The organism is Tateyamaria sp. GN1-10 (genome assembly GCF_055693845.1).
On the sequence record NZ_JBVFUR010000004.1, the window covers coordinates 3,895,792 to 3,913,830 of the forward strand.

The window sequence follows — 18,039 nt, forward strand, 5'->3', positions numbered from 1 at the left end:
CGGAGTAGAAACAAGGGTTTTCAGCTTCAAAACTGGCAACGGACCGAACGTCTTGCGCATTTGTCCCCGCGGGGACAAATCCAGCAGCGCTGGCGCTAAATGGCGTTGACGTCTGACCGGCGCCATCCGAACACTCCCACAGCCCAGCAAAAAGAATTGCCAAACCATACAGGCGATCAGGCACGCAGCGCGGGATTTCAAACACGCATACTTGCGCTGCACATCGAAATTTGAAACCGTCACGGTGTATCTCTGGCACGGGTTCAATGCTCAAACGCCGCTGAAATCCACTTCCACGAAAGGGAAGGACATGAAGACGCGGTTCCTCGCCCGCGCCACGGCAACATCCTCAAGACCAAACAGATCAACGCATCAACAGGCGTCCATCAGACGGTGCGCTGCAGGCGGGTTCCACCTTTTGTTCAGGGGCAGCATATTTTTTTGACCTTGATGAGTTTACATGACTGACATTCTGGTTCCCAGGTCCATGATTGCGGATCCACATCGTTTTGGCGGGATGGCACATGGTGATTGCGTGCACGGCGCGCCAGTTGTGAAAGACGGGCGGTTGATGGCACTTGATGCACCAACGGGCACAGCAACCCGCACGGTGCTGCCCAAACTGGTCGAACCGCATTGTCATCTCGATAAGTGTTACACCATCAGCCGGCTGGGCCAGGTGGGCGGCAACCTGCATCATGCCCTCGCCAGCCAGCGTGCGGACAAAGTGCATTGGGACGAAGACGACATTCGCGCGCGCGCGACCAAGGGGGTGAAGGAAGCGCATCAAAACGGCTGCCGGTTGATCAGAAGCCACGTGGATTGGGGTGATGAACCCGCACCTCCACTCTCGTGGTCCGTTCTGGTCGAATTGGCCGAGGATCACCCAGGTCTGCAACTCTCGGCCCTGACCAGTATCGAACAATGGACGTATCCGGAATTTTCCAACACGGTCGGCAAGGTATTGTCCTTCACGGACGGTGTGTTGGGGGCATTTGTCCACGGGCACGAAAAGACACGCGCCGGGTTGGAGGTCCTGTTTGCAACGGCATCCCAATATGGCCTGATGCTGGACTTCCACGTGGACGAGGGATTAGGCGGCCTCAACGGTCTGGAGCAGATCGCCGATGTGGCGCTGGAGACCGACTTTGACCGCCCCATCCTGTGCGGCCATTGCGTAAGCCTGATGGACAGACCTTCACACGACGTACATCGCATCGCGGACAAACTCGCGCGCGCAGGCATCACGGTGTGCACGCTGCCCATCACCAATCTTTACCTGCAGGGCCGGACCGATGGCACACCAGACCGGCGCGGGATCACCCGGCTGAGAGAACTGCGGGACGCGGGCGTGCCCATCGTCGTGGGTTCCGACAATGTTGCAGATGCCTTCTGCCCCGTTGGTGCGCATGATCCCTGTGCCGCATTGGCGCTTGCCTGCGTCGCGGCACATTTGGACCCTCCGATGGGGGATTGGCTGCCCGCAATCACGACAGATGCGGCGCATGCCCTTGGAGGGGCGGCCGTTACAGTTGATGGTGCCCACTTGACCGACATGCTGACATGCGACGTCACGCACACCGCCGATCTGCTATCTGGTCGTGTGCCGCTGCGGCCAGCGCTTGACACGCTCATATGATCGCAATTGCGGGCCAGACCGGCTTCATTGGACAAGCGCAAACCTGCTCGTAACAACAAAAACAGATCCTGACAGCCATCCCCCGCACTCAACCGGCGAAATGACCAATGACGTGCCCATATCCAGTCAAAAGGCGGTTTTGGGCCCGAGAACGGCGTAGAATCACAAAAACATCGGAATCTTGTCGACTATTTCTATGTGCACGGCCCCCGACGATGGGGTTGACGCCATGCGCCCGATCGTTTGAACTCCGGGCGTCTCCCGGGAAGGGGTGGCGAAAAAACGCAGGATAACTGCAACACCAAAAGGTCGGGCACTCACCCTGACCACATAAGGACGCGAACATCTGTTCGTGACGCCAACAGAGAGGAAGAACATGACCTTTGTAACACGTACCGGCAAGCCGCTGCCGCAATCCATCTTGGATCTCGGCTGGCAAAGTCGGCACCGATCCGATCAACCGCCGCGAGTTTCTGGCCACGGCCAGCAGCTTTGGCGCCACAGCCACCGTTGCCTATGGCATGCTCGGCATGAGCGCCCCTGCCGCGCAGGCCGCAGGCCACAAGGAAGGCGGCACGCTCCGCTACCAGACCGAGGTTCGCGCGCTCAAGGACCCGCGCACCTATGACTGGTCACAGATTGCCAACTTCTCGCGTGGCTGGCTGGAATACCTGGTCACTTACGAAAACGACGGCACCTTCCAGCCCTCGCTGCTGGAAAGCTGGGAAATCAACGATGATGCCACCCTCTACACCCTGAACGTCCGTAAAGGCGTCAAGTGGAACAACGGTGAAGATTTCACGGCCGAAGACGTTGCCCGCAACATCGCAGGCTGGTGCGAGAAGGGCCTCGAAGGCAACTCGATGGCCGGTCGCTTCAACACACTGATCGACCCTGACACGAACAAGGCCATTGAAGGCGCCATCGAAGTGGTTGATAGCCACACCGTCAAGCTGAACTTGCCCGCCTCCGACATCTCGCTCATCGCGGGCATGGCGGACTACCCGGCGGCCATCGTGCACAGCTCGTACACAGCCGACACCGCGCTCAGCAATCCCATCGGCACCGGCCCCTACCTGCCTGAATCGCTCGAAGTGGGCGTCAAAGGCGTGCTGGTAAAAAACGTCGACCACACCTGGTGGGGCACTGAGGTCAACGGCGGCCCCTACATGGACCGCATCGAGTACATCGACTACGGCACCGACCCGGCAGCCTGGATGGCGGCATCGGAAGCCGATGAAGTTGACATGAACTACTCGGTTGATGGCGATTTCGTTGACCTGATCGCGTCCATCGACGGCATGGTGCAGAACGACATCGTGACCGCCGCCACCCTGGTGATCCGGCCGAACCAGCTGGCCGAAGTCGATGGCAAGCGCATCTACGAAGACGAACGCGTGCGCCGCGCCATCACCATGGCCGTCGACAACAACATCCTGCTCGAACTGGGCATTGGTGGCCGTGGCGAAGTGGCCGAAAACCACCACGTCGCACCGTTCCACCCGGAATATGCCGAACTGCCCGCGATGGAGGTGGACCCCGCAGGTGCCAAGGCCCTGATGGACGAGGCCGGCATGGGCGATTTCGAGCACGAGCTGATCTCGATCGACGATGGCTATCGCAAGGACACCACCGATGCGGTCGCAGCCCAGCTGCGCGACGCAGGTATCAACGTCAAACGGACGGTGCTGCCTGGCTCGACCTTCTGGAACGACTGGGCAAAGTACCCGTTCAGCTCGACCAACTGGAACCACCGTCCGCTCGGTGTCCAGATCTGGGCGCTGGCCTACCGCTCCGGCGAAGCGTGGAACGAGTTTGGCTGGTCCAACCCCGAGTTCGACGAGAACCTGAAAAAGGCGCTGGCAACAGCGGATGTGGAAGAACGCCGCAAGCTGATGGCCATCGGCCAGAAGATGATCCAGGACGCGGGCGTTACGATCCAGCCCTACTGGCGGTCGCTGACCAACCATACCAAGGAAGGTCTGGTGGGTGGCGAACACCACATCACCTATGAATTCCGTCCGGCGCAGGTCGCCTGGACCTGATCCATGGGATCACGGAATTGGAAGGGGCCGCCATTGCGCGGCCCTTTTTGTTACTAAAAAGCCGAACAAAAGGGATGGTGGGCGGGGCGTATTTGGCGCAGCCAAACAGCGTCAGCCCAGCGCTCTCAGATCACCGCCAACCGATCCGCTGGGAAATGCAAAAGGCGCACGGCTGAATCCATATCCGCGCGCAATTCCTCCCGCATCTCTTCGTGTAGGCGGGTCACCAAAACGTCCCCGGCCAGTTCTGTGCGCGACACCTTTGCAAACCACGCCTCTTCACAGATCAAATCCTCGATCAACGGGTCGATAACGGCACCACCGCCGCCGGGATACCGATAGTATCCCCAACCGAACCGTTTACCGATGCGCCCCTCGGCGACCATGCGCGGCAACACCGGCGTCACATCAACCCCATCGCGGACACGTAGGACCACATCCAGACCAATCAGATCCTGCGCTTCGCACGGGCCAAGTCCGTAGCCCCAGGCCACCAGCGCCTCGTCAAGTTCCCAAGGGGTTGTGTGCCGGTACATCAGCCGCTCGCAAGCGCACCAGAAGGCATCCTGTAGCGGAGCAATTGCTGCGCTCACGCCCCCAAGCCTTCCAGGAAACGGTGCTTGGCGATGATGGCCAGCAACTCGTTCACCGACATGGATACGGGCTTGGACGATGTATCGACCTGCGCCAAGGCCCGTTCATATGCCGGGGTCCGTGTGGTCAAGAGCGCCTTCAGTTGCTCCATGGCCGCCGGGTTCCCTTCCATGGGCCGCAGATCGCCCTGCGCGCGCACACGTGCCATATGTTCGCCCGCGCTGGTGCGCACCCAAATGGTGTGGAAGCGTTCCAGCACCATGTCATAGGTCGCCTTGTCGCCAACAATGCCGCCAGCCACGGCAAGGATCAGCTTGTCATGACGGGCCACGACCTGGGATACCGCCTCGGTCTCCAATGCGCGGTATCCGTCTTGCCCATACAGGCTCATGACTTCGGACAAAGGCATACCTGCCTTGGCCTCGATCTCTTGATTCAGCTCGACGAAAGGTATCTTCAACTTGTCCGCAGCCAAGCGGCCCAAAGTCGACTTCCCCGCCCCGCGCAAACCAACCAGGCAAATACGCTGGGCGCGCAAGGCCATAGGGTTCTGTGGGGCCAGCAAGGCGCGCACACGCCCTTGCACCTGCGCCGGGGCGGCCTGATACAAACGCGCCACCCGCGCCACGTCTCCATCCATCGGGGCGGTTTCGGACAGCAGATCCTCGATCCGAACATTCAGCGCAGTCGCGACGCGCTCCAACAGAATAACGGAAATATTGCCTTCCCCCGCCTCAAGCTGGGCGAGGTAGCGGGGGGATACGCCCGACCGCTCGGACAGTGCACGTCGCGGCAGTCCCAGCGCCTCGCGCGCCGCGCGAACGCGGGTGGCGAGGCGTGCAATCATCGGAACAGCTCCGTCGGGTATGGGTCTTGGTGAAGTCATGCGCACGTTTTTTTGGTCTTATCAGGATGTTGTAGGGCGCATTGCCAACTGATCAACTATTCAAACGTCGCATATGTGGGGGGCAATCACTGCGCGCAGCTCCGGCGGCGCCGAACAGCTCTTGAACTGGTCTGCGATAACAAAAACACAGGTGAACGTGCCTTCAAAGCAAAGCACCCCGTTTTGATGCCCATCCACCCGAAAAGTCACGGATTTCTCCCCCAGGCGGCTGGGCCAGACAGAACAAATCAGACGGTGACGGGGTGTGACGGGCGATCGAAAGTCCATGCTCATATGGACGAATGGCGTGCCAATATTGCGGTCCAGTTCAAGCTGATACCACCCATCCCCGCCCAGATGCGCCTCCCACCACGCGTTGATCGCATCCAATGCAAACCACGGCAGGCGGCCGGTATAGGCAATCTTGGCTGGGTCACAATCGCCCCATGTGACCCGGATTTCATGTTTGAAAGCTTCGCTCAAGCAGCCTTGTCCGCTGCCATCAGGCCCATGATCCCCTGCACCCAGGGCAGCGCCACGTCCTCGGGCATGTCAAAGCCCGATGCATCGTGCAGGCCGCGTTCGCCAACCTGAACAGCACCTTGCGATTTCAGCATCTCGCTCAATTTCATGGACCCATGATTGAACGTTTCGGCAAAGACCATGTCGCCCAAGCCGAAAATGGCAAAACGCACACCCTTCAGGTCCGGCTTGCCTTCGGTCAACGCGTCTTCAAACGGCAGCGCGGTCGAAGGCAGGTCGCCATTGCCATAGGTCGAGGTCACGATGATATAGAACGTGTCCTTCTCCATCACCGCCGGGTCCACGTCAGCAAGGCTCTGGATATCGCAGTCGAACCCCTCGCCCAGTTCCGTCTCGATGTCTTCGCACAACATTTCGGAATTGCCCGTCTCGGACCCATAGTAAATTCCAACTTTCATTCAACGCTCCCTAATGCACGCGTTGGGGTTCCGCGGCTTTGTATCGGCGGCACATTTCGTCTTGCTCGTCCCGCGTCAGCATCATGTAAAGCGCAAGGCACATTCCGGTGCATCCGTCGCATTCCAGCGCGCAAAATGGGCGCCGGACCGGTGCATTGTCTGTCAGGGCGGTTCTGTCGATCTGCATAACATCCTCCATCAGGCCATATGCAGCTTAACATATTCGAAATCCCCTGGTTTGTTGTCGATTCCCACACGGGGTGGCGAAATCCAGCTGGCATATTTTCCGGGCTCATAGCACGGCTTCATCAAGGACTGGATGAAGGCTCCGTCCTCCTTGGTCGGCAGCCACTCGGACGCACGTGCGTCCCATTCTTCCTGGCTGACAAAGGTGCCGTCCGGCGTGATCGGCTGGTTCGCAAAGATACCGATTTTCCGGTGGAACCCCTCATGGGGCAGCTTCAGTTCAAACTCGATGCCCGTGCGCGAAATCTGCTTGTTCCAACGGCGCAAGCCACCGGAAGCATCGCGCACATAATCGTCCCGCAGTCGCATGTTGATGGCCGTCAGTGCCGGCACATCCTCCGTTACGATCTTACCATCGACGATGCTCGCCACCTTGTAGGTGTCACCTGTCAGCTTGTGATCATCCTCGATCCGCTGCTCCATGTACCGGCCCTTGATACCGGCATTAAAGGCATTGGCGGCGTTCGTACTGACCTCTTGCCCGAACAGATCAAGAGACAGGGTATAGTGCAGGTTCAGCTTCTTCTGGATCGTGGGCAGGTCAATCACACCCAGATCGCGGATCTTGTCGATGTCATAGGGATCATCGATGCCGTTGGCTTTCATCGCTTCAAGCGTCGCCTGAACAGTCCGGGTCACGCCCGTCTCGCCCACGAACATGTGGTGCGCTTCCTCGGTCAACATGAAGCGGCAGGTACGTGACAGCGGGTCAAACCCCGACTGCGCAAGGCTTTCCAACTGCATCTTGCCATCGCGGTCGGTGAAATAGGTGAACATGAAGAAGGACAGCCAGTCCGGTGTCTCTTCGTTGAAGGCGCCCAGCATCCGCGGTGCATCCTCGTTGCCCGATGACCGGACCAGCATGTCATCCGCTTCCTCACGCCCATCCTTGCCAAAATATTTTTGGAGCAAATAGACCATTGCCCAAAGGTGTCGGCCTTCCTCGACATTCACCTGAAACAGGTTCCGCATGTCATACAGGCTGGGTGCCGTCAGGCCCAGGAAACGCTGCTGTTCAACCGACCCCGGCTCGGTATCGCCCTGAATGACGATCAAACGCTTGAGCATGTTGCGATACTCGCCCGGCACTTCCTGCCACGCAGGTTCGCCATAATGTTCCCCCATGGGAATGCGACGGTCCTCAACCGCCGGGGCCAGCAGAACACCCCAGCGATATTCGGGCATCTTCACATAGTCGAACTTGGCCCACCCCTTGGGGTCCACGCTGACGGCTGTACGCAGATAGACCATGCTTTCCTGAAAATTCTGCGGGATCAGGTCATTCCACCAGTTGATGTAACCGGGATGCCATTTCTCAAGGGCTTTCAGCACCTTCCGATCCTGGCTCAACCCCACATTGTTGGGGATTTGGGTGTCATAGCTGACATTCATCACAGTCATGTCTTCATCTCCTCCATCCGTGGTTGGCCATCTGCCCACCAACCGCGCGGGTTACACCCGCTCCATGTTGAAATCACCGCGCACACCGGTCCCGTACCGCTGCAACGCACCATCTTCACCAACCGCATTGGGGCGGTTAAAAATCCAGTTCTGCCAGGCGGTGAGGCGGCCAAAGATGCGCGTCTCCATCGTCTCGGGGCCCGCAAAGCGCAGGTTCGCCTCCATCCCCGTCATGGCATCGGGTGAAAAACTCGCCCGTTCCTCAAGGAAGATGCGGATCTCATCCTCCCAATCAATGTCATCAAGGATTTCCGTCACAAGCCCCGCTTCATCAGCCTCTTCAGCCTCCGACGGCGCACCGATGTGATCGCGCAACCCCTCTGCATCGTCCGAGCCATAAAACCGTGTCTGCAACCGGGTCAGATCATTGCCCATCGGGTAAGCGCCGAAATTCCCGTCACTTAGCGTGATGGTGGCAAGGGGCCGATTGTCCCGCTCGAACTCGTCTTCCATCATGTAAGACCGATCAACCGCCCACAGCAGCTCGGCCAACACACCCGCAAAACAACTGCCGTGTTCGACCAATGCCACGAGCGAGCGCGACGTCACATCAACGCGCTTCAACACCCGCTTCCAATAGTGCCGGATTTCATTGGCCAGCCAGTGGTCCGGGTTGTCCAAAATCAACGCTTCATGGGTCAGAACAGCCTCTGGATCACCCTGAGAGCGGAACACCCACACCCCTGCCTCCATCTCGTTCAGACGCAGGTGGAGGATCGCGTCCTCCAACTCCCGCGCCAGTCTCAGGATGTAGGACTGATCACCCTCCGCCACCAACGCATCCACATCCGCAGGGGCATCACCCTCCGGCCCTTTGAGCAAAATCTCTGCCCGGCGCGCAGCCCGATCCACGGTCACCTCAACCAGCCCATAAGTCACCGACCCATCGTCAGAAATCGTCCGCTCCAATGGCCCAAGCGTAATCCCCTGCGCCACATCCGGCTTGTCCGAGGCGGAGGCGAACTCAGCCGCCCGCGCCGCCACGACTTCGTCAAAGCGGGCATTGGGCACAGCCTCATCCACCAGCTTCCATTGCACGGCCCGCTTGCCCTTCACACCTTCCTCGGTCGAACAGAACACATCCGCCCGATCCCGCCGCACCATGCGCTTGTCCGTCACGCGGGTCAGCCCGCCAGTACCGGGCAAAACCGCCAACAGCGGCACCTCGGGCAGCGCAACCGAAGAGGTCAGAATCATCTGTCAGCATGATGTGATTGCACGCCAGCGCCAGCTCATACCCCCCACCGGCACAAGCCCCTTTGACCGCTGCCACATATTTCTGCCCACTCTCGGCCTCAGCCGCTTCATAGGCATTGCGCGTCTCGTTCGTGAACTTGCAGAAGTTCACCTTGTGGGAATGCGCCGCACCGCCCAGCATCCGGATGTTCGCACCTGCGCAAAACACCCGGTCCTTGGCGGATTTCATCACAACCACCTTCACCTCCGGATGCTCAAACCGCATCCGCTGCACCACATCATTCAACTCGATGTCGACGCCCAGATCGTAGGAATTCAGCTTCAACTGATACCCATCGAACAATCCGCCATCTTCATCCACATCCATCCACAGGGTCGCCACCGGGCCCTCATACTCCACACTCCAATGGCGATAGCGGGACGGGTCAGTGCGAAAGTCGATGGTCTGGGTCATGAATCACATGCGCCTTGCAAGATCGAAAGTGGCACTATGCTACATCAAAGAACTGCGAGAATGCACAATATGCCACTTCATGAGGTATTTTAGTGCATTTTAATGCGCCTCCGAGAGGGCATCTTCTAACGCGATCAATGTCTCGCAGAACCCAGTCACCGCGGGCGTCACGATCTCGGGCGCATCCTGATGCGGCGCGTGCCCTGCACCATCCACGATCAGTGCTTCAACGGGGGAATAGGCCCGTTCCTCGACCTCGCGCACCTGTGCCAACGTGCCATAGGCATCCTCTGCCCCCTGCACGACCAGCGCCGGAATGCGCCAGTGATCGATGGCATCACCCACATTCCAATCGGCGAACCCCGGATCGGTCCAGGCATCGTGCCAGCCGTAAAAGGCCACCGCAGGATCATCGTGATGGCGCGCCAACCGGTCTTTCAGGTCGCCCGTTTCATAGGCCACCTTCGCAGCGCGAATGGCCTCCAACCCCTCAGGCTCCGTAAAGAAGTGCGGCGCGATCAGGATCAGTCCCCGCACACGCATATCCGACACCGTCCCGGCATAGATGCCCGCAATTGTCGCGCCGTCCGAATGGCCCAGCAACACGGCATGTTCAACTTCGGCCGCATCCATGAGCGGGCCCAGAACATCCACTGCCTCGCGGCTCATATAGTCCAGCGGTCGCGGCAAAGAGACGGTCGAAGACCGACCATATCCCGCGCGGGAATAGGCCAGCACGCCCATGCCTGTCGCAGCGGCCAGCTCGGCAGGCCAGTCCCGCCACAGCCCGACAGATCCAAGCCCCTCGTGCAGCATTACCAGTGTTGGCGCGTCACCGGGCGCAGGCCCCCAACACGCATAATCCAGCGCCTGTCCCGCAACCGAAACCGTACCTGCCGACCACTCCATCACACATCCTCACGCAGCTTGAACCGTTGGATCTTGCCCGTCGCCGTCTTGGGCAGGCTGTCCACACACTCGACCCAACGCGGGTATTTCCACTTGCCCACGCGGTCCTTCACATGATCCCTCAGCACCTCTTCCAAGCCCTCGGGGCGCTGCCCATGCGGCACGACAAAGGCCTTGGGTTTGTCCAACCCGTCTGCATCCTTCATCGCAACCACCGCGCACTCCAAAACGGACGCATGAGACGTAATCGCCTGCTCCACCTCGAACGGGCTGACCCAGATGCCGGACACCTTGAACATGTCATCCGTCCGCCCGCAGTAGACATATCGCCCGTCCGCGCGGCGCTCATACTTGTCACCGGTTCGCGTCCATACGCCCTCGAACGTTTCGCGTGTCTTGTCGCGCTGATTCCAATAGCCACCTGCGGCAGAGGCCCCGTTGACCAGCAACTCGCCCACTTCGCCCGTGCCAACATCTGCGCCATGTTCATCCACCAACCGCACCTCATAGCCCGGCACGGGCACGCCCGAAGTGCCGTAAACAACATCGCCCGGTGCATTCGACAGAAAGATATGCAGCATCTCCGTCGATCCAACCCCATCCAGGATCGGCACACCCGCCAGCTTTTCCCATCGGGTGCCAATATCCTCCGGCAGCGCCTCTCCGGCAGAAATGCACCTGCGCAACGGCGCATCGGGCGTCCCTTCCGCCTCCATATGCGCAACCATGGCCGCATAAAGCGTCGGCACCCCGCAAAACACAGTCGGCTGTTCGTCAGCAATCACCTGCACCATGACATCCGGCGTGGGCCGCCCGCCAAAGATCACGACCGTCGCCCCAACCGACATGGGAAAGGTCATCGCATTGCCCAAGCCATAGGCGAAAAAGAATTTGGCAGCCGAAAACACCACATCGTCTTCGCGCACCTGCAAAACCTGCGCACCATAGGTGTCCGCAGTGGCCTGCAACGCCGAATGGATATGATACACACCCTTGGGCTGCCCGGTCGAGCCCGAGGAATAGAGCCAGAAAGCCGTCTCGTCATCCTTGGCCTCGAACGGCTCAATCGGGGCGTCAGCCCTTGCCATGAAGTCGTCATATGTCTCGGCCCCATTCTGGGCACCGCCGATCACAACAATCCGACGCAGGAAGGGATTGTCCGCCAGTACAGGCTCCACGACCTCCAACAGCCCCTCCGACACGACCAACATCGTGGCACGACTGTCGCGCAGGATGGCGTCATAAACGGGGGTCGCCAGTAACGTGTTCAGCGGCACCGGAATAACCCCGGCCTTGAGCGCACCCCAGAACAGGATCGGAAACTCAATCTGATCCAACACCAGCATCGCCACCCGCTCCTCGGGCCGGATATCTGCCGCTAGAAACGCCGCCCCCGCGCGCGCCGACGCATCAGCCAGCGCACCATAGGTCAGGCTGCGTCCCGTGCCGACCTCACGAAAGGCAAGCTTGTCACCCCGTCCCTCGGCCACATGTCGATCCACGAAATACGATGCCGCGTTTGCCATGTGTCCCCTCCCAAAGACTCATGAAGATGCTTTATCCTGCATCCCGCGCCCAATTGCCGCAACCGCCCGCCGGGCAGTGCGCAATTTACTGCAACCCAAGCAGGCGCGCAGCATTATCCTTCAAGATGCCGGGCCGCACGTCGTCTTTGATGTCGATGCCATCAAAATCGTTCAGCCACCGCTCGGGCGCGATCATCGGCCAGTCCGACCCAAACAAAACCTTCTTGCGCAGGATCGAGTTGCAGTACCTTACAAGGATCGGCGGAAAATACTTGGGCGACCAGCCGGACAGGTCGATATAGACATTCGGCTTGTGCTGCGCGACGGCCAACGCCTCTTCCTGCCAAGGGAATGACGGATGGGCCAGGATGATCTTAAGGTCCGGGAAATCCACAGCCACATCATCCATATACATCGGGTTCGAATATTTCAGGCGCATCCCGTTGCCACCGCGCATGCCCGATCCAACCCCAGTCTGACCGGTATGAAACAGCGCGATGCCACCCTCATCCTCGATCACCCGATAAAGGTCATAGGCCATGCGATCATTGGCAAAAAAACCCTGCATGGTCGGGTGAAACTTAAACCCCTTGATGCCAAAGTCGCGTATCAGCCGCTTGGCTTCGCGCACTCCCATCTTGCCCTTCCACGGGTCGATACTGGCAAAGGGGATCAGGATGTCGCTGTTCTCCGCTGCAATCTCGGCGACCTCTTCATTGGCGTATCGGCGATAGCCCGTCTCCCGCTCTGCATCGACGGGAAAGATCACAGCGGCGATATTCTGCGCCCGGTAATGTGCCGCCGTTTCGGGCACGGTCGGCGGATGTTTCCAAGGGGCACGGAAATACTCCGCCATGGTCGACTGCAAGTCGTCGTAACCGTCATCCGCATGGCACCCGCACGGCTCTTCCGCATGGGTGTGAATGTCGATGGCGCGGACCTTTTTCAGATCAATCATAGAACAATACTCGCAGGGTCGTTGTCGTCATAAAGCCGGTCCACCAGATGGGCCCGGCGCTCCAGCAGCTTGGCAAAATTGAGGTTGCCCTTGGCCGTTACCTCACCCGCGCCGATGTCAGGCGGCTCCGACAAAACCAAGGCGCGCGCCACCAGCCAGGCGGAGCCGGAGACAGTTTCAGATCGATCCAACATACGCTTGCGTATGTCACCTGATACTGCGCAGCATAGCGCACCGTTGACAGCCACTCCGTCCATCGCATCGGGCCCTGGAACCACCAACATCCCGACCTCATCTCGTCCAGCCCCACAGATCACCACATCCTGCGCCAAAGGGCCAAGCAGCGCCAGCATCTCCAACCGGATTTGCGCCGCCTGCACCCATGTTCCTGTGCTCAGCTTGAAGTCTTCGGACAACCGCCCATCAAAACGCAAACCCTTGCCCATATTGTCCGGATCGACAAAACGCATCGCATCTCCGGTGATGAAAAAACCCTCATTATCAAAGGCTTCATCAGTTTTCGCAGGGGCATCGTGGTAACCCGAGAACACGTTGCCCCCTTTCACCCGCACGTCCATGCGCCCTGCCCCATCGTCGACCAACTTCACAGTCACGCCCGTCATCGGCACGCCGACAATGCCAGCGCCCTTGGCAGGCACATGCTGCAACAGCGCGGCAGGCGCTGTCTCTGTCAGCCCCCAGCTCGACGTGATCAGCGGCATCCGTCCCACCGAGCCCATTGCCATACGCTCAAGTATGCTCCAGGTCTCCTGAGGCAACGACGCACCGGCATAAAAGATCATTTCGAGGTTGCGAAAGTACGTCTCACACAGCGCTGCATCCCGCTCCATCGCCGCCACCAATTGTGCAAACCCAATCGGCACATTGAACGAGATCGTGCCCGACACCAGCCCCAGATTCTCGACCGTACGCGCAAACTTCGCAGGGATCGGCGCGCCATCATCAATGTACAGCGTGCCACCATTCGCCAGCACCAGATTGAAGTTGTGCGAGCCACCAAACACATGGTTCCACGGCAGCCAATCCACCAACACCGGCGGGCGGGCAGAGACAAAGGGCAACCCATCCCGGATCTGCGCCTGATTGGTGGTCATCATCCCGTGGGTCGTCACCACGGCCTTTGGATCGGACGTCGAGCCGGAGGTCAAAAGCAGCTTCGCCACGGTCTCGGGCCCAACACCGGCATGGGCCGCATCCACATCCACCGACCCGGTCAAACCGTCCAATGCAGTCGCACGTCCGGACACCACACGCGACACAAGCTTGGGGCACTCAAACACATCCAGTGCTGGGCCAAGCGCGTCATCATCGGCCGCATAGACCAACGCGGGCTTCACAAGGTCGCGCACATACTCCAACCGCGCTCGGGCTGCCGGGATCAGACTGTACTGTGCCGCCACGGGAACAGTCACCAGCCCAACATATTGCGCGGCCAATGTCAGCAGCGCGTGGTCAACCGAATTGCCGGACAGGATCAGGATTGGCCCATCGACACCGCGCGCCAACAGTCCGGCAGACAGATCACGCACGCGGGCATGCGCATCTGCATACGATACCGTATGCCAACCCTCTCCGGACCGCTCGGCCAAAAACACCGCACCCGGTGTCCGCGCCGCCCACCGATCCAGCCACACCCCTGTGGAGCGATCGACGGCAGACATCTCATATCCGGATCGCAACAGGATCGTTCCGTCCGCCGGATCCTCCCGCACGACCTTGTGCGGACGCAGGTCCAGATGATCCGTCATCCCCGCCCCTCGATCCGCATCAGCGCTTTCTTCACCCCCGCAATCTCGACCTCGCGCAGCCCGTCCAGCATACGCCGATCATGCGCACGCACCGCCGCCCGCGCCTTGTCATAGACCTGCCGCCCTGCCAACGTACACTGCAACGCATAAGCACGGCGGTCCGTCTCGCTCGGCGCGCGCGTAACCCACCCGGCTTCCTCCAGCTGATCCACATAGACCACCACGTTTGCCCGCTCGACCGACAGCGCCTCGGCCAACTGGCTGGGGCGCAGGCCCGGGTTCTCAACAATCATCGACAGCGCGGAAAAGGTCAGCATGCGCAGGCCAAACGGCTCCAACGTCCGCGCCAGATCCGCCTGCAAAACGTTGAACGCCCGCTTCATGTTGTAACCGACAAAATCACGCAGCGCCGCGTCCGACACGCCAACCTCGGGCTTCTCCTTCGGCCTTTCCATCACCGAAACCTCGGGCTGCGTTTTTCAAGAAAGGCCGCCAAACCTTCCGCCGCATCGGGCGAGGTCTGCGACAACGCCGTGGCAAGGCTTTCGACAAACAACCCGTCCTGCCGCGACATGTCTGCGATCCGCGCAATCCCTTGGATCATCATGTAATTCGATAGACGCGCGTTCCCGGCAATCTGCGCGGCAATCTCCATCGCCCGGGGCAGCGCCTCGCCCGGACCAACCGCATAATGCGCCAGCCCCAAGGCCACAGCGTCATCGGTCCCGTATTTGCGCCCTGTCAGCATCATTTCGGTCATCCGGTCCGGCCCAAGGATGCGACCAACGCGCACTGTTGCCCCACCCCCGACAAAGATCCCGCGCCGCCCCTCAGGCAGTTGGAAAATGCAATCAGGCTCGGCAATGCGCACATGGGTTGACGTGGCCAGTTCAAGCCCCCCGCCGATCACCGCGCCTGTCATGGCCGACACAACCGGCAGCCCGCTGCCCTGCACTTTGTCCATCACCGCATGCCACCCGCGCGAATGGTGCAATGTGCCCTCGGCATCGCGCGCCACATGCTCCGACAGGTCCAGACCGGAGCAGTAGTGGCTCCCTGCCCCGATGATGACCGCCACCCGAACGCCATCAGGCGGTGCGGAAAAGAACGCATCAATCTCGGCCAGAAGCCCGTCCGACATGGCGTTGCGCTTGTCCGGGCGATTCAGCGTCAGGACAGCAATCGCCTCCTGAACATCCACCAGTAAATCCGGCATGCGCGCCCCTTTAGTTATGCTGCATAACTATCCAAGCACAGCTCACCCGATTCAAGCAAGCTCGCCGTTAACGGTCCATTAACGTTAACGTACCGCACGCGCCCTTAACCCCGCGCGACACACTGAAACCGCCCAAACCGGTGTACGGGGGGTGCACAGGGGGTGCACACGGGGTGACAGGCCCATCGCCCTTGTTTTCATGGCGTTAACGCGGGTGGCGCGCAGAATTCGCCACACAGACCACCGAACGTTGCGCATCAGGGGATCAGGAACAGCGTGATCGCCGGGAAAGCAACCAGCAGAATCACCCGGAAAATGTCGGAGCCCACAAAGAACATGACCGCCTTGTAGGTCTCGGTCATCGGCGTCTCACGGTCCATCGCGTTGATGATGAACAGGTTCATCCCCACCGGCGGCGTGATCAATCCGACCTCCACAACGATCAGCACCAGAATGCCAAACCAGATCGCCACATGCTCGGGCGTCATTCCGAAATCGAGGCCAGAGATGACGGGGAAAAAGATCGGCACCGTCAGCAGGATCATCGACAAGCTGTCCATCACGCAACCAAAGATCAGGTAGAACAGAAGGATGACGCTCAACACCAGAATGGGCGTAAATCCTTGGGACAAAACGAAATCGGCCAGCCATTGCGGTGCGCCGGACAGGGCGAGGAAGTTGTTGTAGAGCGACGCGCCCAATACGATGAAAAAGATCATGGCAGTGGTCTTCGCCGTTCCGATCAGCGCCTCTCCCAACACGCGCCAGGTCAGGTTGCCGCTCATCAGTGCAACCAGCCCCGTGCCCGCAGCACCCACCGCAGCGCCTTCCGTCGGGGTGAACCACCCGGCATAGATACCGCCCACAACCAGTGCGAAAATCGCCAGAACCGGCCATGTCTCGGCCAGCGCCTTCCAGCGTTCCGCCATCGGCACCGCCGCGCGCGTGCCAGCACTGTCAGGATAGAGGCGCACGTAGATCGAGATGGTGATGACATAGCCAATGGCGGCCAGAATGCCGGGGACAAAGGCGGCAAGGAACAGCTTGGCAATGTTCTGCTCCGTGATGATCGCATAGATCACCAGGATCACGGACGGCGGGATCAGGATACCCAACGTACCCCCAGCCGCCAGCGTCGCGGTCGAAAAACCCCCTGAATACCCGTATCTTTTCAGCTCCGGCAACGCCACGCGGCTCATTGTGGCCGCAGTCGCCAGTGACGATCCGCAGATCGCACCAAAGCCGGCGCAAGCCCCCACGGATGCCATCGCAACCCCACCGCGGCGGTGGCCCAGGAAGCTCTCTGCCGCCTTGAACAGCGCGGTCGACATGCCGGAAAGGGTCGCGAATTGCCCCATCAGCAGGAACATCGGAATGATGGTTAACGAGTAGTTAGAGAATGTGGTGTATGTTTCGGATTTCAGTTTGGCGAGGATCGGCGTCGGGTTGCCGTTCATCGCGAATATCCAGCCCAAAAGGCCCATCAGGAACATAGCCAGCCCAATCGGCGCCCGCACAAAAATCAGGCCCAGCAGAATGGGGAACGACCAGAACCCCAGTTCCAGCCGGGTTAGGCCCAGAAATTGGACAATCTCGCGAATCCAGTCCATGGCCCGTTAACCCTCTGGCAAGATGTGGCGCCCCGTCGCGGCTTCCACCAGCCGCGCCCAGGCGCAGTAAACAGCCGTCAGGCTCGCAATGGCCGCAGCGCCCACGCTCGCGGCATAGGCCCACCAGACCGGGAATTGCAGGAACAGCGTCGTCTCACCATTGCCCAAATAGCGCAGCATGCCTTCGTACAAACGCAAGGCGATAAAGACGATGACGGCGGCCAGCACCACCTCCCAAAAGGCGCGCAACCAGCCCAAGGGGCGGCGGGGCATGGCAGAGGTAAACACATCCACCGTCGCGTGATTGCTATAGAACTGGCAAACGGGAAAGAAGGCAAAAATGGCAAAGGCGACCCCAGCCTCGGTCAGCTCGTAGGTGCCGTTGATCTCGTCCACGCCGGTCGCCACCAGCCACTCACCAAGGGACACCATCCAACCATCGGCCATGGAATGCCCCAGCTTGGACAGCTCCCGCCCGATTATGGACAGGGTGGTCAGCAGGATCAGAACCAGCAGAACGATCCCCCCGATCACCGCCGACATCCGCGACAGCCATTTCACCACCTCGTGCATATCCGCCTCATTTTA

17 protein-coding genes are annotated in these 18,039 nt (G+C 60.0%); 2 read left to right on the forward strand and 15 right to left on the reverse strand.

Annotated elements, in window-relative coordinates; all coding sequences use genetic code 11:
• Positions 1 to 460 precede the first annotated feature (460 nt).
• Entirely contained in the window at positions 461 to 1,639 is a 1,179-nt protein-coding gene (locus ACZ1HN_RS21545; RefSeq protein ID WP_472728973.1) for an amidohydrolase family protein, read from the forward strand.
• Positions 1,640 to 2,169: 530 nt separating this feature from the next.
• Positions 2,170 to 3,684 (forward strand): ABC transporter substrate-binding protein, encoded by a 1,515-nt coding sequence (locus ACZ1HN_RS21550; RefSeq protein WP_472728974.1) that lies wholly within the window; start codon positions 2,170 to 2,172, stop codon positions 3,682 to 3,684.
• A gap of 125 nt (positions 3,685 to 3,809) precedes the next feature.
• Here ACZ1HN_RS21550 and ACZ1HN_RS21555 read toward each other — a convergent pair whose 3' ends face one another.
• The 15 genes from ACZ1HN_RS21555 to ACZ1HN_RS21625 all read right to left on the reverse strand — a co-directional run bounded on the left by ACZ1HN_RS21555 (position 3,810) and on the right by ACZ1HN_RS21625 (position 18,024).
• Positions 3,810 to 4,277, reverse strand: a complete 468-nt coding sequence (locus ACZ1HN_RS21555; RefSeq protein WP_472728975.1) for a 3-hydroxyacyl-CoA dehydrogenase family protein — start codon at positions 4,275 to 4,277, stop codon at positions 3,810 to 3,812.
• A complete protein-coding gene (locus ACZ1HN_RS21560; protein WP_299208065.1) occupies positions 4,274 to 5,125 on the reverse strand; it encodes a helix-turn-helix transcriptional regulator in 852 nt (283 codons plus the stop codon). Before ACZ1HN_RS21560 ends, ACZ1HN_RS21555 begins: the two co-directional genes overlap by 4 nt.
• A gap of 99 nt (positions 5,126 to 5,224) precedes the next feature.
• On the reverse strand, positions 5,225 to 5,647 hold the full coding sequence (locus ACZ1HN_RS21565) for an acyl-CoA thioesterase (RefSeq protein ID WP_472728976.1): 423 nt from the start codon (positions 5,645 to 5,647) through the stop codon (positions 5,225 to 5,227).
• A complete protein-coding gene (locus ACZ1HN_RS21570) occupies positions 5,644 to 6,105 on the reverse strand; it encodes a flavodoxin domain-containing protein (protein ID WP_472728977.1) in 462 nt (153 codons plus the stop codon). The genes ACZ1HN_RS21565 and ACZ1HN_RS21570 overlap by 4 nt, the downstream gene beginning before the upstream one ends.
• Positions 6,106 to 6,303: 198 nt before the next feature.
• Positions 6,304 to 7,752 carry a benzoyl-CoA 2,3-epoxidase subunit BoxB gene (gene boxB / locus ACZ1HN_RS21575; protein ID WP_472728978.1) on the reverse strand — a complete coding sequence of 483 codons (1,449 nt, stop codon included), beginning with the start codon at positions 7,750 to 7,752 and terminating at the stop codon, positions 6,304 to 6,306.
• Positions 7,753 to 7,803: 51 nt separating this feature from the next.
• Complete coding sequence (locus ACZ1HN_RS21580) at positions 7,804 to 8,931, reverse strand: hypothetical protein (protein ID WP_472728979.1); 1,128 nt, start codon at positions 8,929 to 8,931, stop codon at positions 7,804 to 7,806.
• Complete coding sequence (locus tag ACZ1HN_RS21585) at positions 8,828 to 9,463, reverse strand: enoyl-CoA hydratase-related protein (RefSeq protein WP_472728980.1); 636 nt, start codon at positions 9,461 to 9,463, stop codon at positions 8,828 to 8,830. The genes ACZ1HN_RS21580 and ACZ1HN_RS21585 overlap by 104 nt, the downstream gene beginning before the upstream one ends.
• Before the next feature lie 99 nt (positions 9,464 to 9,562).
• A complete protein-coding gene (locus ACZ1HN_RS21590; protein ID WP_472728981.1) occupies positions 9,563 to 10,372 on the reverse strand; it encodes an alpha/beta fold hydrolase in 810 nt (269 codons plus the stop codon).
• Entirely contained in the window at positions 10,372 to 11,898 is a 1,527-nt protein-coding gene (locus ACZ1HN_RS21595; protein ID WP_472728982.1) for a benzoate-CoA ligase family protein, read from the reverse strand. The genes ACZ1HN_RS21590 and ACZ1HN_RS21595 overlap by 1 nt, the downstream gene beginning before the upstream one ends.
• A gap of 85 nt (positions 11,899 to 11,983) precedes the next feature.
• Positions 11,984 to 12,856, reverse strand: a complete 873-nt coding sequence (locus tag ACZ1HN_RS21600; protein ID WP_472728983.1) for an amidohydrolase family protein — start codon at positions 12,854 to 12,856, stop codon at positions 11,984 to 11,986.
• Positions 12,853 to 14,625 carry an AMP-binding protein gene (locus ACZ1HN_RS21605; RefSeq protein ID WP_472728984.1) on the reverse strand — a complete coding sequence of 591 codons (1,773 nt, stop codon included), beginning with the start codon at positions 14,623 to 14,625 and terminating at the stop codon, positions 12,853 to 12,855. The genes ACZ1HN_RS21600 and ACZ1HN_RS21605 overlap by 4 nt, the downstream gene beginning before the upstream one ends.
• Positions 14,622 to 15,080, reverse strand: coding sequence for a MarR family winged helix-turn-helix transcriptional regulator (locus ACZ1HN_RS21610; protein ID WP_472728985.1), 459 nt, complete (start codon positions 15,078 to 15,080; stop codon positions 14,622 to 14,624). The genes ACZ1HN_RS21605 and ACZ1HN_RS21610 overlap by 4 nt, the downstream gene beginning before the upstream one ends.
• Positions 15,080 to 15,841, reverse strand: a complete 762-nt coding sequence (locus ACZ1HN_RS21615) for a crotonase/enoyl-CoA hydratase family protein (protein WP_472728986.1) — start codon at positions 15,839 to 15,841, stop codon at positions 15,080 to 15,082. The genes ACZ1HN_RS21610 and ACZ1HN_RS21615 overlap by 1 nt, the downstream gene beginning before the upstream one ends.
• 257 nt (positions 15,842 to 16,098) lie before the next feature.
• Positions 16,099 to 17,451: a TRAP transporter large permease gene (locus ACZ1HN_RS21620; RefSeq protein WP_472728987.1), complete on the reverse strand. Its 1,353-nt coding sequence runs from the start codon at positions 17,449 to 17,451 to the stop codon at positions 16,099 to 16,101.
• A gap of 6 nt (positions 17,452 to 17,457) precedes the next feature.
• Positions 17,458 to 18,024 (reverse strand): TRAP transporter small permease, encoded by a 567-nt coding sequence (locus tag ACZ1HN_RS21625; RefSeq protein ID WP_299599813.1) that lies wholly within the window; start codon positions 18,022 to 18,024, stop codon positions 17,458 to 17,460.
• Positions 18,025 to 18,039: the final 15 nt, after the last annotated feature.